This is a genomic window from Flavobacterium commune (assembly GCF_001857965.1).
Lineage (GTDB): Bacteria > Bacteroidota > Bacteroidia > Flavobacteriales > Flavobacteriaceae > Flavobacterium > Flavobacterium commune.
The window spans coordinates 2761620-2780108 of sequence record NZ_CP017774.1 but is presented as its reverse complement, the minus strand read 5'-3'; the positions used below and the strand labels follow the sequence as shown (position 1 = coordinate 2780108).

Here is an 18489-nt window from a genome sequence, read left to right as displayed (position 1 = left end):
CACTATTTGGTTAGTTGATTTTTTGCCGTTGGAGCCTCACCATTAATAAGCAGTTCATAATTCTCAATAATTGGGGTATCGGCATCGTTCAAATTAAAACTGATTTGTGTTACTCCATCAGCTAAAATTGGAAAAGAACCCGAAATCTCTTTTGTTTTTACAACCGCCAAATCATCGGTCATAAAATCAATACGGATACTCACTTCATTTGCCTCTTCATCGGTTTGAAATACAATAAAATCATCGGTGTAATTCACTCCTCCGGAAGTTGTTTTCTTCGTTCTGGAAACTTCCATGTCTTCCTGAATAAATGTTTCATCAACTACTTTGTAACCGCTGCGTTTGACCTCAACAGTTACTTTAATATTTGTATAACTTGGATCGGGAGTAATGTCTTTAGCCTTTAGACGCAATATTCCCGTTCTGGTAAGAATGTTCATTGTAAGTGGTTCTTCAAAAGGAGAGTCATAAGGTATAGCGGCAGAAAGATTGACCTTTTGATCAGCAAGAACGGGTTGCGGAATAATTAAATCATTTAGATTTACAGGAGATTTAATCATTTGCTCAGGAATATCGGTAGCTACAAATTTGTATTTTCCATTTTCTAACGCAAAAGAAAAATGCGAACTATAGTTGGCAAAAAATTCACCGTCGTTTTCATAAATAAAAATCGGTTTGGTTGAAATCCCGGTATTCAGACTCCAAGGTTCGCCATTTAACTGAATCTCAAAATTCTTAACAACCGATGTGTCATATTGTAATACATCCTTGCTGCAAGCGGTTACTAACAAAAGTAACATTACACCAAAAAGGATACTATTGATGCTATTTTTCATGCACTGTAATTTTAAAATTGAAATTGGTTAAAGAAGATAACAGCGGCTACATAAACTTTAGGCACTGTTGTTGAGGCTAATTTTAAACTGAAGTTTTGCTTTCTTAATAATGGAATCAATTGCCTCAATTTATCATTGTGATAGCAATACACTATAAACATCCCAGGCAGGATGAAAGTGCTCATTTGTTTCATAAGCTTAATTTTTTAGTTAGTTAAATAGTTTTATAATCCTGAGAGATTACTTTGGTTCGGATGTAAAACTAGAAATAGCATATTGCAATGCGGTGGATAAATTGCTTTTCGAAAAGGGTGAAATTGCTAATAAAGCAACTAAGTCTTTCAAGCGGCTGAAAGAGGTAGAAAAATTGATAAACAACAGGGGGTATTTGTCTAAATTGAGAGAAAAAGACATTGATTTTTTAGCTGCACAAAATCACAATAAACACTAAAAACCAAACATTTACACACACAAACCAACACTCATTCCTAAAAAACAATATAATATCCCAATCATATCAGAAACTTACTAATGTAGTTTTTTAAATCCCCCTAAAAAACATCATTTGAATATTGAAAAATGAACTGAAAATAAAAAGGTCAATATACAAGATGAAAGATTATTTCTTCATGTATATTGACCTAAAGGCTATCTATTTTCGAATAACTATTTAACGATACAAACGACGGTATTCGGCTGGGGTATAATTAAATTTTGCTTTGAAACATTTTCCAAAATATTTCAGGTCGCTAAAACCAACCTCAAAGCAAATTTCCTTGATAAGCATATCTTCATTTTTAAGCATCTCGGCAGCCTCATTCAATCGGATATCACGAATGAAAACTACTGGCGATACTCCTGTCAAATCTTTTAATTTATTAAAAAAACTAGCTCGAGACATGTACATTAGTTTTCCTAATTCTTCCACCGAAAAATCAGTTTTAGACACATTATCCTTAACTAATTTAATTACCTGAAACATAAACTTATGATCCTGATTTGAAATTTGTAAAGGCTCTTCGACTGAAATCTCAGCTATATTTCCGCTGGAATATAAGAGTTGTAATCTTTTACGCTGTTCTAAAACATTTTTTACTCGGGCTCTTAAATAACTCACATTAAAAGGCTTAACCATATATTCATCGGCACCATATTCCATTCCTTCTAATTTGTTTTCTATTGCAGTTTTAGCACTAAGTAAAATTACCGGAATGTGACTTGTGGCAATATTTTTCCGAATTAACTTAAGCATTTCTATCCCATCCATTTGCGGCATCATAATATCACTAATGATAAAATCAGGACACAATCTGGCTGTTTTTAAATGACCTTCGATACCGTTCTCTGCAACATGAATGGTATAATCTTCTTCTAAAACTGAAACTATAAAATCCCTTAATTCAGGATCATCTTCAACGAGTAAGCCTAGGGGTTTTCCTTTGCTATTCTCTTCCGTTTTGGGTATAACAACTTCATTTTCTAATCCTGTAGTGGTTGTTAGATCTTCATCGGCTTCCTCAAATAAAATATCCACATCTTCATCAAAATGATGAAAACCTTTTAAAAAGCAAAGCTGGAAACTACTGCCTTTACCGGCTACACTATCCACCATTATAGTTGCCCCGTGTTTATCGGCTAAGTCCTTCACTATCGAAAGCCCGATTCCCGTACTAGGATTATTTGGATTTTCATTGTAGTTAGAAAAACGTATGAACAATCGTTTTTGAATCACAGGATTGATTCCCGGTCCATTATCACTAACCTTTAATAAAACTTGTTTTTCAGATTCCTCAATAATTACTTCTATTGTATCTCCTTTATGACAGTATTTAAAAGCATTTGAAATTAGATTGACCAAAATTTTGTCCAGACTATCGGCATCGGCCCAAACAATGGGAGTTGTAGCATTCACTTTTAGATCTAAACGGATCTTACTCTGCAAGCTTATTTCTCTGAAGTTTTCACATACTTTAGCGGCAAATTGACCTAAATTAATCGCTTTAACTTCTAATTTTCTATTTTGAATTTTCCTTAAATCTAAAATTTGATTGACTAAATTCAGCAAACGATTACTGTTTCTTTCAATTCCCTGAAGTTGAATTTTTATTGATTCCGGTATATTGTTATCCGATAGCATTTTTTCAACCGGAGCAGTAATCATGGTCAGCGGCGTTCTGATTTCATGTGAAATATCAGTAAAAAACTTCATCTTCAAATCAGATACCTGTTTCTCAATTTGAACATCATTTCGCAATTTCAGGATGGTAGAAAATGTACGCCTGATGAAACTAAAAAGAGCTATAGCCAGTAAAATATAGCAGATTATTGCCAAATTAGTCCACCAAATCGAAGGAAGAATCGTGATTTTAATTTTTCGTTCATTGTTCACCCACAAATTATGATCGTTAGTAGAGGCTATCAAAAGCGTGTATTTTCCTCTGCTTAAATTCGTATAATTGATAGACTGCCCCCCTTTTATATAATTCCACTGATTGTCAACTCCTTCTAATTTATAACGGTAAACAATATTTTCGTTTTTCACATAATCCAATGCCGAAAACTGTACCCTGAAAAAATTCTGGTCGTGTTCCAGCCTGACTTCCTGCAACAAATCAGGATTGCTGGGAGTTTCAGGATTTATTTCGTGCAACTCCTTATTATTAACGGTGAAACTGGTAATAGCCAAATAAGGTCTGAATCGAAAAGGTTTAATGTTTTCAGGCTTAAAAACCACTGCCCCACTGGAATAACCTAAAACAATTTCGCCATCAGGAAGACGACATTTAGTAGCTTCAGAGAATATTTCGTTTCCTATAAGCGATTTCAATTCAGGAAAAGTTTCAGAGGTAGCGTTCTTAGAATCAAATCGCACAATTTGATTGCTTCCCATAAGCCATATTTTACCTAATTTATCCTCCTGTATAGACACAACCCCATCAATAGGGAAACCAATAGTTTCTTCTCCAAAAGATTGTACTTTTAGCTCCTTTTTTTGATTCAAATCAACTAATAGCATCCCTTTTCCATTCGTTGCCAATGCTAATTTATTTTCTGAAGTTACCAGTATGTCCAAAATATCATTGCCTGAAACCTGCGGGTATTCCTTAAATTTTAATGCGTTTGGGGATTGTTTTTTTCCGGAAAAAGAAAACAGTTTATAGGACGAAATAAAAAACAGTTGATGATCCTTACTTTCAACAATAGACCGCACCCTATCAGCCGATTTTATTGGGTAATTTTTCAATTCATTTCGATAATTAATGAACTGAATTTTAGAATTGGATTCCCTGATTAAATTGACTCCTCCGCCCCAGGTAGCCAGATAAATTTGCCCTGAAGCAGCCTGAAAAACCCTGTAAATATCATTAGAACTAATACTGTATCGATTAGCCTCATTGTACTTATAATGAATTACTTTATAATGGAAAGGCTTTGCCGTTGGCAACAAACAATACAATCCATTACCTCTGGTAGCTACCCAAATTCGACTTTTATTATCCTCTAACATGTGGTAAATATCGGCACCCCAGCCCGGACTGCCGGCAGACAAAGTTCCATCGGATCCTAACACGCCTATCTTCCTTTTTTTGGAATCAAACAATGTAATTTTATCGGTACGACTGGCTAGCCAAAGATTGCCTTTTCTATCGGCCATTAAACCTCTGACATTATTTTTTTTTCTGCCTGAAGACACATCTAATTTTAAAGCTGAAAAATGCTTGTTGTCAAAAGTCATCAAATCCAGCCCTTGTCTATATGAACAAAACCATAAATTTCCGAGGCGGTCAAATGTAGCGGCGTGCATCACATCAGAAACAACTTCTGCTGATTCTTTCATAGCATACGATATAGACACCAGCTTATCCTGTTTTTTATCCCAATAAGCCAATGCACCTCCTCGGGGTTGTGTCCAAATAGTTCCATCAGGAGCAGTAATTAAAATGGTTTTTCTGGAAATTCCCTCCGCCGTAGGATCAGTTGAATCGACCTGCAAATGCTTCAACTTTCTGCTAAGCAAATCAAATCGATATATTCCTAAAGCATTGGTTTCAAACCAAAAATATCTGGAATGGGTCAAGCCCAAATACTTACTATTCGCATCCGGAAATCCTGCTGTGGTTTTACTGTTATACACATCCAATTTGGCTGTTTTCATATCATAATAACCAATGCCCTGAGTCTTAGTTACAATAAGTACTTTGCCGCCTCTCACATATTTTATTCGGTCAATATCAGCATTTATTCCTAATTGAACATCAAAAAAAGCATTGGACTGTTTAGAATAACGGGTTAATTTACCGGCAGTTCCTGCAAACCATAACTCGTCTTTAGTTTCCATAACCGAATTATAGGAATACGACCTGCCCGAAGGTCTGGACATATTGAAAAAGAAATATTCAGGCACTTCAGCCGATTTCTTTAACCTGCAAATCCCTTTGCTGGTCAAAAACCAGGTTGTACCCATAGTATCTTCAAATACTTCCTGGATTTTTCCTCCCTGAAGTTTAGCCTTTTCAAAAGAAATTTCACTTAAACTGTTATCCGTTTCAAAAACAACTGCTGTATTTTTATCTTGCGAAAACAACCACACCCTACCCGAAGACATCAGTCTGAATTCTCGAAATGAATTATTGGAATATTTTTTAGAATAAGACTCTAAAGGCGAGTGATAATTTAGATTCTTAGTGTCAAAATAATAGATTTCGTCCTGTTCTGACTTAATCCAGATTCGTCCGTTTTTATCAAATTTAAAACTCGAAACCCGATTAGACAACAAATTTAGCCTTCCTCTTTGCAGTACTTCAAAATTTTGAAAAGTATTGCCATCATATCTTATTAATCCGATATAAGTACCTAACCAAATGAATCCTTTTTCATCTTGTTGAATATCCAGAATACGGGACTGACTTAAATTAGCATCAGCTGAAAACCGCTTTAAAACTCCAAATGGCTGTGCCAGAGAGAATGCAGATAGCAGACAAAAAAAGGCAATAATTATATTTTGCTTCAAAATATTTTTTTTTTTTTAAATCTTAATCATTACAAAAGTATCAAAATTACAGTCTGAACCTAAAACAACGGCTCTTCCTGGCTAAATACCCCTACTTAAATAGCAATTTGTCCACCCTTTCACTATCCTGAAAATTAAAAAATTACAACTTCAAGCTGTACGACATCCCCCAAATAGCAATATGCCCTAAGCTAAAAAGGCTTAAAAATCTAATTTTGTTTTAATTGTAGCTGATCACGTAAAATCTTTTATAAATTAGAAACAACTATTAAAATAAATCAACCTAAAATATTAATCAATAATATGAAAACAATAAACTCTTTAGTGTTTATTATTAGTCTGACAACAATAACCACTTTTGCACAGCATGATTTCAAGTTTACCAATACTGCATTGCCTGTTGAAGAACGCGTAAATGATTTGGTATCCAGAATGACTGTTGACGAAAAAATAAGCCAATTAATGGATTCCTCACCGGCTATAGAACGTCTTGGTGTACCGGAATACAACTGGTGGAACGAATCCTTACACGGTGTTGCCCGTGCCGGATATGCCACAGTCTTTCCGCAATCCATTTCCATCGCCTCTTCCTGGGACAGAAAATTAATATTTGATGTGGCCTCTGCCATTTCTGACGAAGCCCGTGCCAAACACCACGAATTTTTAAGACGAGGACAACACGGTATGTACCAGGGATTGACCTTCTGGTCTCCTAATGTCAACATTTTCCGTGATCCTCGTTGGGGTCGTGGTCATGAAACTTATGGGGAAGATCCTTTTCTGACCTCGCAATTAGGACTTAATTATGTTAATGGTCTTCAGGGAACCGATAAAAAATACCTGAAAGTGATTGCCACCGCAAAACATTATGCTGTGCATTCAGGTCCGGAACCATCCCGTCATCAATTTAATGCCGAAACCAGCGATATTGATCTATACGAAACCTATCTTCCTGCCTTTCGAACTTTAGTCAAAGAGGGACAGGTTTACTCGGTAATGGGGGCTTATAACCGTTTTAGAGGTGAATCGGCCAGTGCCAGTCCCTTTTTATTTGATATTCTTAGAAACAAATGGGGGTTTAATGGCTATATCGTATCCGATTGTGGTGCTGTAACTGATATTTGGAAATGGCACAAAATTACACCTGATGCGGCAACGGCTTCTGCTTTAGCTGTAAAAACAGGACTGGATTTGGAATGTGGCAGCAGTTACAAATCATTGAAAGAAGCATTGGAACGCAAATTGCTGACCGAAGCCGACATTGACATCACTTTAAAACGTTTGTTTACAGCTCGTTTTAAACTGGGCATGTTTGACCCGGAAGAAATTGTACCTTATGCCCAAATTCCATTTTCGGTAAACAATAATTCGTCTCATGACTATTTGGCCAGGGTAGCTTCGCAAAAAAGTATTGTTCTTTTGAAAAATCAGAATCATACACTTCCGCTTTCCAAAAACATTAAAACAATTGCTGTAATTGGACCTAATGCCAATGATATACAATCCTTATGGGGAAATTACAGCGGAATTCCAAGCAATCCTGTCACAGTATTAAAAGGAATCCAAAACAAATTAGAGCCAAACACAAAAGTGTTGTATGCCAAAGGTACCGATTTGGCCAAAGGTGTTCCTGAAATGAAAATTATTCCATCTGTTTATTTTCAAAATGAAAATGGTACACAAGGCTTAACAGCAGAATACTTTGATAATACCAAATGGGAAGGGAAACCGCTTTTTAGCCGAATTGACGACAATATCAATTTTCAATGGGACATCAACACTCCGGATTCCCGATTGAAAATGGGGAATTACAGTGTGAAATGGACGGGTTATCTTGTGGCTCCAAAAACAGGAACTTACAGTATTTCAGAATGGTCAAAACCATTTATGACGGTGGAAATTGAAGGCGGAAAAAATACCGGTGGAAAAAACAACCACCATCCACGTTTTCGCCCGCAAAAAGTAGAACTGGAAGCTGGAAAAAGATACAAAATAGAGGTAAAATACCAAAACTTCTATGGCGATGCCATAGCCCAACTTTTATGGGCTGAACCACAGGAAAATGTATTACAGCAAGCTGTTCAAACGGCTAATCAGGCGGATGCTGTAGTTCTGGTATTAGGATTAAATGAACGTCTGGAAGGCGAAGAAATGAAAGTAGAAGCAGATGGTTTTGATGGTGGAGACCGCACCAGTCTTAACCTGCCGTCTAATCAGGAAGAATTGATAAAAACTATGGTAGCCACGGGAAAACCTGTTATTCTGGTTTTAATAAACGGAAGTGCGCTTTCTGTTAACTGGGCTAACAATAACGTTCCTGCTATTCTAACTGCCGGATATCCGGGGCAACAGGGAGGTAATGCCATTGCTGATGTCCTTTTTGGCGATTACAATCCAGCGGGTCGATTACCAGTTACTTACTACAAATCAGTTGATCAACTTCCAGATTTTGAAAATTATGATATGAAAGGTCGTACCTATCGTTATTTTGATAAAAAGCCATTATATCCGTTTGGATTTGGTTTAAGTTATACCAAATTTAAATACAGTAACCTTCAAATCCCTGCCATTGTTAATGCTGAAAAAGATTTTGAAGTATCTGTTGATGTAAGCAATATTGGCGACCGTGACGGAGATGAAGTAGTAGAATTATATCTAAAAGACGAAAAAGCTTCTACTCCACGCCCTATTGTGCAACTAGAAGGTTTTGAACGCATTCATTTAAAAAAGGGAGAGACTAAAACGGTTCGTTTTACAATAACACCAAGGCAACTTTCTTTAATCAATAACAAAAAACAACGCGTTGTAGAACCCGGATGGTTTACCATCTCAGTAGGAGGAAAACAACCCGATGATTCAAAAGACAACCAAAGTGGTCGTTTTAACATCAACGGCAAAACGCTTCAACTCGAAAAATAGTTTTCTTATACTTCAAACCGTCTCACAAGCTGAGGCGGTTTTTTTATAACCAAAAAGTGGCTTTTTACAACTATTAAAATATAAATAGTTTATAGCTGGTAAAATCGTAAATTTGCCGTTATAGTTACCACATAAAATGGCAGTCAGCATCAAGTGTATTTTGCCTTATCATTTTAAATTTTGTAAAATGAAAATTGAAGTAGCTAACGTTTTTTTGATTATGAAAAAAGCCCTTTATTTTTTATTCACTAAGTCTATAGGTTTATACATCAACCTCTTGAGTTTTATATTTCCTAAAAAAGCAAACCAGCTGGCTTATGCGCTTTTTAGTGAACCAAGAGACGGAAAATTACTCAAAGAAAAACTTCCTAATGTACTTAAAGAAACAGATCAGGAAATTTACCAACATGAAGGCGAATATTTTCAAACCTACACCTGGAAAGGCAACGAGAATGTCATTTTGCTGGTACACGGTTGGGAAAGCAATGCTTCGCGTTGGGAAAATTTATTGACCTACCTAAAAAAATCCAACAGCACCATTGTTGCTCTGGATGCTCCGGGACACGGATTATCGAGTGGAAAAGAATTCAATATTCCGCAATATGCTGCCTTTATTGATATTCTGGTTCAAAAATACCAACCCAAACATCTTATTGGTCATTCTCTGGGCGGGAAAACCTGTCTTTACTACCAATCGACTTATCAAAGTAACAGCATCGAAAAAATGGTGATTCTGGGCTCTCCAAGTGATTTTAAAATTATCCTTAATAATTACATCAATTTGTTGAGCTTAAATTCTAAAATATCCAAAGGACTCGAAAATTATTATCTCCATCATTTTAATCTTCAATTAGAACATTTTTCAGGGAAAGTTTTTGCTTCGAAAATAAAAACCAAAGGACTCATTGCTCATGATACCGATGACAGCATTGTACTATTTGAAGAAGCAAAAAAAATAGCCAGTAGCTGGCAAGATGCTATTTTTATAGAAACCAAAGGTCTTGGTCACAGCCTGCATGGCGAAGAATTATATCAGAAAATTTACGCATTCTTATTCGAATAATTTTTAAAAATTACTGTTTCGCAAAAATTCGCAAAGTAAAAGACAAAGTCTCGCTAAGTTTTTTTTTAAAATCCATGTAAAACTATCAGATTAGGTTTCCCCCTATTCTAATGACGTCAGTAAATTAAATATTTCTTTGAGTCTCTCTGTGATTTACTTTGCGAATCTTTGCGTAATAACCAATTTTCACATTCTCAAATTACTTACTTTTGCACTATGGAAGAAAATCTAAAACGTCTCAACAAATTCATAGCCGAAACCGGTTTTTGCTCCCGTCGTGAGGCCGACAAATATATTGAAGAAGGTCGTGTAACCATCAATGATGTCGTTCCGGAACTTGGGACAAAAGTGGGTATAAATGACGAAGTGCGCATTGATGGCAAACTAATTCATGAGAAAAACGAAAAACCTGTTTATCTTGCTTTCAATAAACCTGTTGGGATTGAATGTACTACTAACCTGGAAGTCCGCAACAACATTGTGGATTACATCAACTATCCCAAACGTATTTTCCCTATTGGACGTTTAGACAAAGCTTCGGAAGGATTGATTTTTATGACCAATGATGGTGATATTGTCAATAAAATATTGCGTGCCCGAAACAATCACGAAAAAGAATATACTGTAACAGTAAACAAACCTATCACCGATCGTTTTATCCAACGAATGGGAAATGGTGTTCCTATTTTAGACACCGTAACCCGAAAATGTAAGGTAGAGCAAATTAGCAAGTACATTTTCAAAATCATACTTACCCAAGGTTTGAACCGTCAAATTCGCAGAATGTGCGAATATTTAGGCTATGAAGTAACTGCTTTGAAACGTATTCGAATTATCAATATTTCGCTTGATGTTCCTGTGGGACGCTACCGCGATTTGACCGATGCTGAAATTAAAGAATTAAATGAATTGATTGAACCTTCGAGCAAAACCGAAGAAGCGAGCTTACCTAAAGTGGAAGCACCAAAACGCCAAACGGAATTCATCAAAAAAAATGATCCCCGATTTAGAAAACGCGGGGATTATTAACTAAAAATCATATACAACAACAAAAAGGGGAAATTCATTTCCTCTTTTTTGTTTATTTCTCTATTCCTAAAGATAGAAAACAAAACAATTCGTTAACCTTTTCTTCGAACTATAGTAAACTACAATTTGGATGAAGCCCTTAATTTTGCGATATAATCCAATATAATACCATTGAAATTTTCATTCCCCAACGTTCGCAATTTTAGAACTCAAATCTTTTTATCATTTTCAGTAATGATTCTTTTAATCATTATCTGGTTTCTAACCTACCTCACTATTGATCGAAAAATAGACCATCTGAATAATTTCAGCTATAAATCGTATCAGGTTTCTCAGGACTTTAGTACTAATATCAAACGGTTTCAAACCTTTTTACTATACGGTTACAAGGAGAAAGATTTTTACATCCATCATAATCAGAAAGATTTAAGCCAATATATTTCTAATTTAAATAGACAAAGAGCAACTATTAATTCGATTTATAAGGAATCCCGGGAACTCCAAATCGAAATTAACGAAAAACAGATGCTCAGGCTTTTTAACAAAATTGATCTGCTTATTGCAAATGTCAATCAGTACAAAAAGATTGCTTTAATTAGAGGATTTAAAGATTATGGTATTGAAGGCAAAATGCGTAACAAAGCACATTTTTTAGAAGAAAAAAAATATTTAAAAGCTTTTACCATTCTCCAGTTTCGCCGCCACGAAAAAGACTATATGCTGCGATCTGAAAAAAACTATCTTCAAAAATTTCAAAATTTATACAACAACACCATACAATCTAACGAAATCAGCCCAGTTTCAAAACAAATTCTTAAAGATTATAAACGCTATTTTGACACCTTGGTAATGCTAACAAACCAATTAGGTCATGCTCAAAATCTGGGATTGAACGGCAAAATAAACCAATCCAACGAAGAAATTGAAAACCTATTCAACCTTATTATTTCTTACAACGAAATCAGGATTAACCAATTAAAAGCCAATTTATTTTATTTCCAAATTGGACAAACCTTGTTAATGATTGCCATTGCTTTGTTTTTATGTGTTTATATCTCCAAATATTTTACCAAAGACATCAAATTACTTTCATTGGACATTTCGAATTTCATTTTTTCGAATTTTAAAAACACTAATTCTAACTTGCTCCAACAATCATCTATCAAAGAAGTTAATTTTTTATTGAACAGTTATAAAATACTAAAAGAAAAACTCAATGAAAACCTGGTTGCTCTTGAAAAAAACAATGAAACAGCTAACAATACTGCCAAATTTAAAACCCAGTTTCTGGCAAATATGAGCCACGAAATCCGCTCGCCCCTAAATGGTGTTATCGGTATGTTGAATATCCTTAAAACAAGTCCTTTAAACAGCGACCAATCGGAATATATTGAAATTGCCGAACACAGTGCCAATCATCTTTTAGGTATTGTCAACATGATTTTAGATCATTCTAAAATGGAAGCCGGAAAGATCAAACTGGAACAACATCCAACGCATCTTAAAAATGAACTTTCAAAATTAATCCGATTATTCGAATACCGCATCAAAGACAAAAACATCGCCTTGCATTTTAATTTTGATGAACGCATTGAAAGCAATATTCTTTGTGATAACTTAAGACTCCTGCAGGTTTTAATCAATCTTTTGGACAACGCCATTAAGTTTACAACTGTAGGCGATGTCAAACTGGAAGTAAATCATATTGAAGAACATGACAATATTCAAAAAATCAATTTTAGGGTGATGGATTCCGGAATAGGTATTGATGTTAATAAAACCGAACAACTGCTACTGGCCTTTGAACAGGCCGATTTAACAACTACCCGAAAATACGGAGGAACGGGTCTGGGACTCACCATTTCAAACCAATTAATCAGTTTGATGGGAGGCTCTAAATTAAACATCATCGCTTTAAAAGAAGGAGGATCCAGTTTTAGTTTTGATATTCCATTCAAAATAAATAAGACTTCGTTAGCTGTCGAAAATACAGCTAATGCATCGATAAGTTCAAACAAAAATAGCGTTAATAAAGCCTTAATTGTTGAAGATAATTTAATCAATCAAAAGGTATTAAGAAAACTCCTGGACAAAATAAATATCCCTGCCGACATAGCTAACAACGGAATAGAAGCCGTTGCCCTTTTCGAAAAAAACGATTACGACATCATTTTTATGGACTTACACATGCCGGAAATGGACGGTTTTGAGGCTACTAAAAAAATCCATTCGTTAGCCAAATACAAAGCTAAAAACATTCCAATTATTGCCGTTACCGCCAGTGCTTTTGATGAAGATAAAATCAAAGCCATAGCCAATGGAATGGATGATTTTGTAAGCAAACCTATTGTACTAAAAAATCTGGAAGAAACTATTGTAAAACAAATGAAACTGCATTATAGCGTATAAAAAAACAAACCCAAAACTTTTCAGCTTGGGTTTAATTTTTTTTTATCATTTCAAATCCAGTGTTTCATAATACAAAACTTTAGATATAAAATTCACATTTTGATATTCTGATAATTCTTCCGTTTTGCCATTATCTAAATCATTAGATTCCTCCGGATACAAACCATAATATATTTCATCATTATAATTTAAACTTCCAAGAAATTCCTTGTCAATTCCCTTGTTTACCGAAATATTATAATTCGTAATCAAATTTCCCCAATTGACATAGCTGCACAAAAGAATTAAACCATAGAAATACCATAGCATTTGGTTAAAAAGAAAGGCATTGGTTTTCTGTTTTACAATTTTTAAAAAAGAATACCACAATCCAACAATTGCCAATCCTAAAAACGCATACACTCCTAACCTTTTATAGGTCAATCCAAAATGAGAGATGTATTCGGTATTTTTAATCACAGCACTTACAATCAAAACTGCGTTCAGAATAATCCACATTTTAGCTAATTGTTTCAGATTTTTTGCTTTCTCATCAAAATTAAATCCGCCTTTAAAATAAAATAAGATAACACCAATAGCCATAACAATGGAGAAAATAACTGCATTGACACGCTCATGTGTATCTGCACTTAGTTTCGATTTTTCGACAACTTCAAAAAATTGCTCATAATTATAAGTCACTATAAAAATCAAAAGCAGTACATTGAGAAAAAACAAAGTGATTTCGCCACTCCTTCTTTCAAAATCAATATCAAGGAATGAAAAAGTGCTTTGATTTTGAAGTTTAGCCTCATCGTTGAAATTATTAGCCAGTAGTTTATTTTTTTCATAGCAAACTTCAGGAATCCAATAATTCCAAAAAGTAAACGAGATATAAAATCCTAAACTTGAAATCACAAAAAGTATCCAAAGATTAATATCGAAATAATAATCGGTAAAAAGCGAAGAAAAATGATTGCTCCCGAAAGAATAAACTATAAAAAACAAGGCTAAAAACACGGCCGGAATAACAAAATAGGCGATTAACTTCTTGGCAAAATTGTTATTGATTTCTCTTTTTGGCAAATACTGACTAAACATCAATACACGCCCCAAAGACGTAATTCCGTTTAAAAATAGCAATGGAATCACCTGAATGATTTTAAGTTCCTGATTTTGTACCCGGAATTGTAAAAAAACCAAAGACAGGAATAATGCCAGAAAAGAAGCAAAATCAGCATACCAGGCAAAAGCCACGCAAGATAGAAATGAAGTTCCAAATAACATCCTATTCAAGCTGTCTTTGAATTTACTCCTGTTATTATAACTTACTAATCCTAAAAGAAATAGACCAAAAACCCCCACATTCAGGCCTATTGTTTCCTTGTAAAAAAGCAGTATAAAAACAAGACTGCTCACTAAAATCAAATGGTATTTTTTCATGATTTAAAATTTTAAAGTACTTTGTATTTCAAAGCTTAAGGTTAAAAAAAAGGATTATTTAGAATTGATTAATTTTTCGAGAAAATTCAAATGCTCTTTGAAGGCCAATCTGCCAATATTAGTAACACGATAAGAGGTTTTCGGCTTTTTACCCACAAACTCTTTCTTAATTTCTATGTATTCTGATTTTTCCAATGCCGTGGAATGACTTGCCAAATTACCATCGGTAATATTCAACAAGGCCTTCATTTCGGTAAAATCCACCCAGTCATTAACCATTAGGATTGACATAATACCTAATCGCACCCGACTTTCGAAATTTTTATTTAATTTATCAATAATTCCCATGAACTATTTGTATTTTTTTAAAAGGAGTAATCCATAAAAAATATGCAAAACACCAAATCCAATCATCCAGAAAACAAAACCACTTCCCAGAAAAAACAAAGCGATAATGCCCAAAATCACTTCCGATATTCCCAAATATTTGATGTCCGAAAAAGTATAATGTGCTGCATTAATCAAAGCTAAACCATAAAAAATAAGGGTTGAAGGAGCCACTAACACAAACATACCGTGGTAAATCAAAGCAATACAAAATAACCCTCCTGCCAGAAGCGGTATCAACAAACCCAACAACATCTTTTTGGTTGTAGCAGTCCAAATAGCCAGATTATTTTTTCTGCTTTTTCTAACAGTGAACAGGATTCCAAAAAACAAAGCCAGCAACAATATTAAACTCGCAATGGTAATGAGCTGTTGGATTAATTCGGGACTATACTCCTGATTCTTTCCGTCTAAATAATCAATTCCATTAGCTTCTAATAATTTAAAAGCAAAACCACCTCCTATTAATGCCGAAATTCCGGCAAAAACACCTGATAATCCGCTTAAGGATATAAATCGGGAAGAACGCTCCATCATGGAACGTATGTGTAACAAATCTTCTTGATGCTTCTGAACCATATTTAAAGTACTTTGAAATACAAAGTTATATTTTATTTTTGAAACGAAACAATAAAAATTGATTTTTTTTTAATCCTTTTCAAAATACAAAATCCCCAGTAAAAGCAGCAGTTACAATTGCTTTTACTGAGGATATTTGTGTTTTTTTATAAAAGTTATTACAGCTGTTTTTCTAAAATCTTTTTTAAAGATTCATTGGAATGGTGTCCTAATTCTGGATTTACTACCTCTCCTTTTTTATTCACCAAAACATAATGTGGAATTCCGGAAATATTAAATTTTTGGGTTAAATAATTCCATTCATCTTCTGAAACTCTGTAGTGTTCGCCTTTTATATTTGGAATGCTGTTATTCCATGTTTTTTCAGGAGAACTTTGGTTTGTTATATACAAAAAGACAACTTCTTGATCTTTCATCTCGTCTTTTAGTGGTGCAATTTCTTTAATTCCTTGCATACATGGGCCACACCAGGTTGCCCAAAAATCGACATAAATTACTTTTCCTTTGAACTTAGCTAACATCAAATCAAATAGTTCATCACTTTCGGTTTTCTTAACCGTATTAACTACAAAACCTGTTTGTTTCTTATTCATTTCTATCTTAGCTTTAATTCTATCATTTTCTCTAACAATAGAATTAGACAAAAAAGGATTCTTTATTTTTCCTTGTATCCATTTTAATTGAGTATCAGTATATGGAGTAAAATTGCTTTCTAAGTCACCTGCTTTATCCTGTAAAGTAAATACATCATATACAAAAGCCTCTTTGATACCAAAAATTTTATTTAGCTTATCATTCAACTTTTCAAATTCTTTTTCATCAGCAATCACCTGAATATTTTCCTTGTATTTTTCATTAAATAACTTTAAACTTTCTCCATATTGGTCATAATATTGTTTTTGGATAGCCAATTCCTCTTTGGTTAATTGAGATAATTTAAATTTTTTCAGCAATTCATTTTCTTCAACTGTAAGTGTTATACCCTGAGTTTTCAAATAAGCTGCCAGAGCTTCAACCGAAACTCCAATCTTTGGATTGTCTTTTTGCAATTTACTGTACGCTTCTTTATGATTGGTTTGGAATTTTTGAATTTCAGTTCTATTAGTGTCAAAAAAACCAATAGTTCTCATCATATTCTTTTCTACTTTTCTACTGGCAGCAGCCATCTGCAACTCGTCTGTAGATAAAGTAACCCCTAATTTTTGAAGCGATTCAGCTGTTTCAGAAGTTAAATTATAAAAAGAACTAACAACATTGTTTCTAAAAATATTAGCAAACCTTAACCTATTTATAAAAATATAGTAACTATTAGTTACTACTGCTGTTACATTATTTAAAACCGATGGAGTTAAAAAATCATAATAGGATTTATCTAACTTAAAATCTTCTGTTTCTGAATCAAATTGATTATTTTCTGACAATTTACTTCTTTTAAAATCTTCTCTGTACATATCATAACTTAGAATATTCTCCAAAGCCATATATTCAATATCAAGCTTTTTAATTTGAAGTGCTTTCTGGCTAATAAATTGCTTTTTAGTAATAGACTCTATAATTTGAAGTTGATTATTTTTTATATCCAGACAAGCCTTTTTATAATCCTCAGGACTTATCTCTAAAATTTTGCCCGATAGTTTTCTATATTCTTCATAATGACTATAAGGTTCACCAAAACTTAGAAGATCAGAATTTATTCTTGCACAATCTCCCATAAACAATGGAGTGTCCCTATCGACAACCATAAAGGTTTCTTTCCCAGGTTCTACAAAAACAGAAGATCTATTCCCAAGAATATTTACATAAATAGATTGCGGATGATTAATTGGAAACTTGACCGAAAAACTGCCATCATCTGCAATTTTAACCAAATGCGAATCTTGATTTCCTGTCAAAACATTACTTACATGTATCGTTCCTGTTTTTCTAGCTGCTCTGGCAGTATAACCTTTTATAAAACCGGAAAAAGTAGCGGAATCTGATTTAAAAATAGCAGAAGTATAGACTTCATCATTAGTTAGTTTATAGTTTGGATTATCTATTTTTTCGGTACTATAAGTTGCTAATTTTTCTTTATTGTCTCCAAACTTAACTCCTTCTTTTTTATCTATTTGAGCATAAATAGTCTTTTCTTTTCCAGCGTTTTCTAGCACAATAGTATAATTGTTTTTTTTGCTTTCTACAGTTTTATATTTCCAGACTCTTTTATCAACCACTGCCTGATTGGCATAAAATCCGTAATCCCATTGATTACTTCCATCGGTTTGAAACCAATTTCCCTGTAAAACTTTAGGCATTAACGATTCAACATCTTTTTCATTAATTACAATATCGTAAACAGACCAATTATTAGGATTATTATTGCCTTCACCAAAATCTATTTTATCTATTCCATTTTTCAACTTAGGGAAGAAAACCTTATAGTTTGCCTCTCCTGTTTCAGGCATCGTATATCTTTCTCCAAATGGGATTCCTTCGGTTTGGGTTGCCAAGTATTTTACACCTCCATTGATATCCTGTATATAGGTATCCTTAGGAACTTGAATCCATTGTCCGGGTTGGTATTTAATATAGAAATGAATGATTGTTGCCGAATCGGTCAATTCAATTTTAGTTAATTTCCCAGGAAGATTACTCAAACCATAGTCTGGTTTGTCAATTGTTTTCTGCGAAAAAGCACTACCGCTTACGAGAATCGCAACAAGAAGAATAAAGATTTTTTTCATGTTTTTTTTTGGTTGGTTAAATTGGTTTAATAAAAAAGCTTACAGCTTTTTTAGCTTAAAACTCTTCAAACTTAATTATTAATTCAGAAAAAGATTATAATTATTTGTTAA

Annotated in this window: 11 protein-coding genes; 4 read left to right on the top strand and 7 right to left on the bottom strand. The window is 34.0% G+C overall.

Annotated features, from left to right (window positions below):
• Positions 1-2: 2 nt before the first annotated feature.
• The 3 genes from BIW12_RS11655 to BIW12_RS11650 form a co-directional block, all read right to left on the bottom strand.
• Positions 3-836, bottom strand: a complete 834-nt coding sequence (locus BIW12_RS11655; protein ID WP_071185274.1) for a hypothetical protein — start codon at positions 834-836, stop codon at positions 3-5.
• 11 nt (positions 837-847) lie between these two features.
• A complete protein-coding gene (locus tag BIW12_RS16365; RefSeq protein ID WP_140485128.1) occupies positions 848-1030 on the bottom strand; it encodes a hypothetical protein in 183 nt (60 codons plus the stop codon).
• Between the two features lie 476 nt (positions 1031-1506).
• The gene (locus tag BIW12_RS11650; RefSeq protein ID WP_071185273.1) at positions 1507-5847 is read right to left on the bottom strand and encodes a hybrid sensor histidine kinase/response regulator transcription factor; all 4341 of its coding nucleotides are present in this window, start codon (positions 5845-5847) and stop codon (positions 1507-1509) included.
• Between the two features lie 303 nt (positions 5848-6150).
• On the opposite strand from BIW12_RS11650, the gene BIW12_RS11645 reads away from it, so the two are divergent.
• The 4 genes from BIW12_RS11645 (at position 6151) to BIW12_RS11630 (ending at position 13267) form a co-directional block, all read left to right on the top strand.
• Entirely contained in the window at positions 6151-8766 is a 2616-nt protein-coding gene (locus tag BIW12_RS11645; RefSeq protein WP_071185272.1) for a beta-glucosidase, read from the top strand.
• Between the two features lie 187 nt (positions 8767-8953).
• Positions 8954-9829 (top strand): alpha/beta fold hydrolase, encoded by an 876-nt coding sequence (locus BIW12_RS11640; protein WP_232227085.1) that lies wholly within the window; start codon positions 8954-8956, stop codon positions 9827-9829.
• Positions 9830-10045: 216 nt separating this feature from the next.
• Positions 10046-10858: a 23S rRNA pseudouridine(2604) synthase RluF gene (rluF, locus tag BIW12_RS11635; RefSeq protein ID WP_071185271.1), complete on the top strand. Its 813-nt coding sequence runs from the start codon at positions 10046-10048 to the stop codon at positions 10856-10858.
• A 234-nt stretch (positions 10859-11092) separates the two neighbouring features.
• Entirely contained in the window at positions 11093-13267 is a 2175-nt protein-coding gene (locus tag BIW12_RS11630; protein ID WP_071185270.1) for a response regulator, read from the top strand.
• 45 nt (positions 13268-13312) lie between these two features.
• Here the strand turns inward: BIW12_RS11630 and BIW12_RS11625 are convergent, their stop codons facing one another.
• The 4 genes from BIW12_RS11625 to BIW12_RS11610 all read right to left on the bottom strand — a co-directional run bounded on the left by BIW12_RS11625 (position 13313) and on the right by BIW12_RS11610 (position 18378).
• Positions 13313-14689: a DUF4153 domain-containing protein gene (locus BIW12_RS11625; RefSeq protein WP_071185269.1), complete on the bottom strand. Its 1377-nt coding sequence runs from the start codon at positions 14687-14689 to the stop codon at positions 13313-13315.
• Positions 14690-14743: 54 nt separating this feature from the next.
• The gene (locus BIW12_RS11620; protein ID WP_071185268.1) at positions 14744-15037 is read right to left on the bottom strand and encodes a winged helix-turn-helix domain-containing protein; all 294 of its coding nucleotides are present in this window, start codon (positions 15035-15037) and stop codon (positions 14744-14746) included.
• Positions 15038-15040: 3 nt separating this feature from the next.
• On the bottom strand, positions 15041-15655 hold the full coding sequence (locus BIW12_RS11615; RefSeq protein WP_071185267.1) for a hypothetical protein: 615 nt from the start codon (positions 15653-15655) through the stop codon (positions 15041-15043).
• A 158-nt stretch (positions 15656-15813) separates the two neighbouring features.
• Positions 15814-18378, bottom strand: a complete 2565-nt coding sequence (locus BIW12_RS11610) for a TlpA family protein disulfide reductase (RefSeq protein ID WP_071185266.1) — start codon at positions 18376-18378, stop codon at positions 15814-15816.
• Positions 18379-18489: the final 111 nt, after the last annotated feature.

Excerpts from the sequence above, each read along its gene's own strand:
- BIW12_RS11625 (WP_071185269.1), bottom strand. The coding sequence starts at position 14,689 with ATGAAAAAATACCATTTGATTTTAGTGAGCAGTCTTGTTTTTATACTG.
- BIW12_RS11640 (WP_232227085.1), top strand. The coding sequence starts at position 8,954 with ATGAAAATTGAAGTAGCTAACGTTTTTTTGATTATGAAAAAAGCCCTT.
- BIW12_RS16365 (WP_140485128.1), bottom strand. The coding sequence starts at position 1,030 with ATGAAACAAATGAGCACTTTCATCCTGCCTGGGATGTTTATAGTGTAT.
- BIW12_RS11610 (WP_071185266.1), bottom strand. The coding sequence starts at position 18,378 with ATGAAAAAAATCTTTATTCTTCTTGTTGCGATTCTCGTAAGCGGTAGT.
- BIW12_RS11645 (WP_071185272.1), top strand. The coding sequence starts at position 6,151 with ATGAAAACAATAAACTCTTTAGTGTTTATTATTAGTCTGACAACAATA.
- rluF (WP_071185271.1), top strand. The coding sequence starts at position 10,046 with ATGGAAGAAAATCTAAAACGTCTCAACAAATTCATAGCCGAAACCGGT.
- BIW12_RS11615 (WP_071185267.1), bottom strand. The coding sequence starts at position 15,655 with ATGGTTCAGAAGCATCAAGAAGATTTGTTACACATACGTTCCATGATG.
- BIW12_RS11655 (WP_071185274.1), bottom strand. The coding sequence starts at position 836 with ATGAAAAATAGCATCAATAGTATCCTTTTTGGTGTAATGTTACTTTTG.
- BIW12_RS11620 (WP_071185268.1), bottom strand. The coding sequence starts at position 15,037 with ATGGGAATTATTGATAAATTAAATAAAAATTTCGAAAGTCGGGTGCGA.
- BIW12_RS11630 (WP_071185270.1), top strand. The coding sequence starts at position 11,093 with ATGATTCTTTTAATCATTATCTGGTTTCTAACCTACCTCACTATTGAT.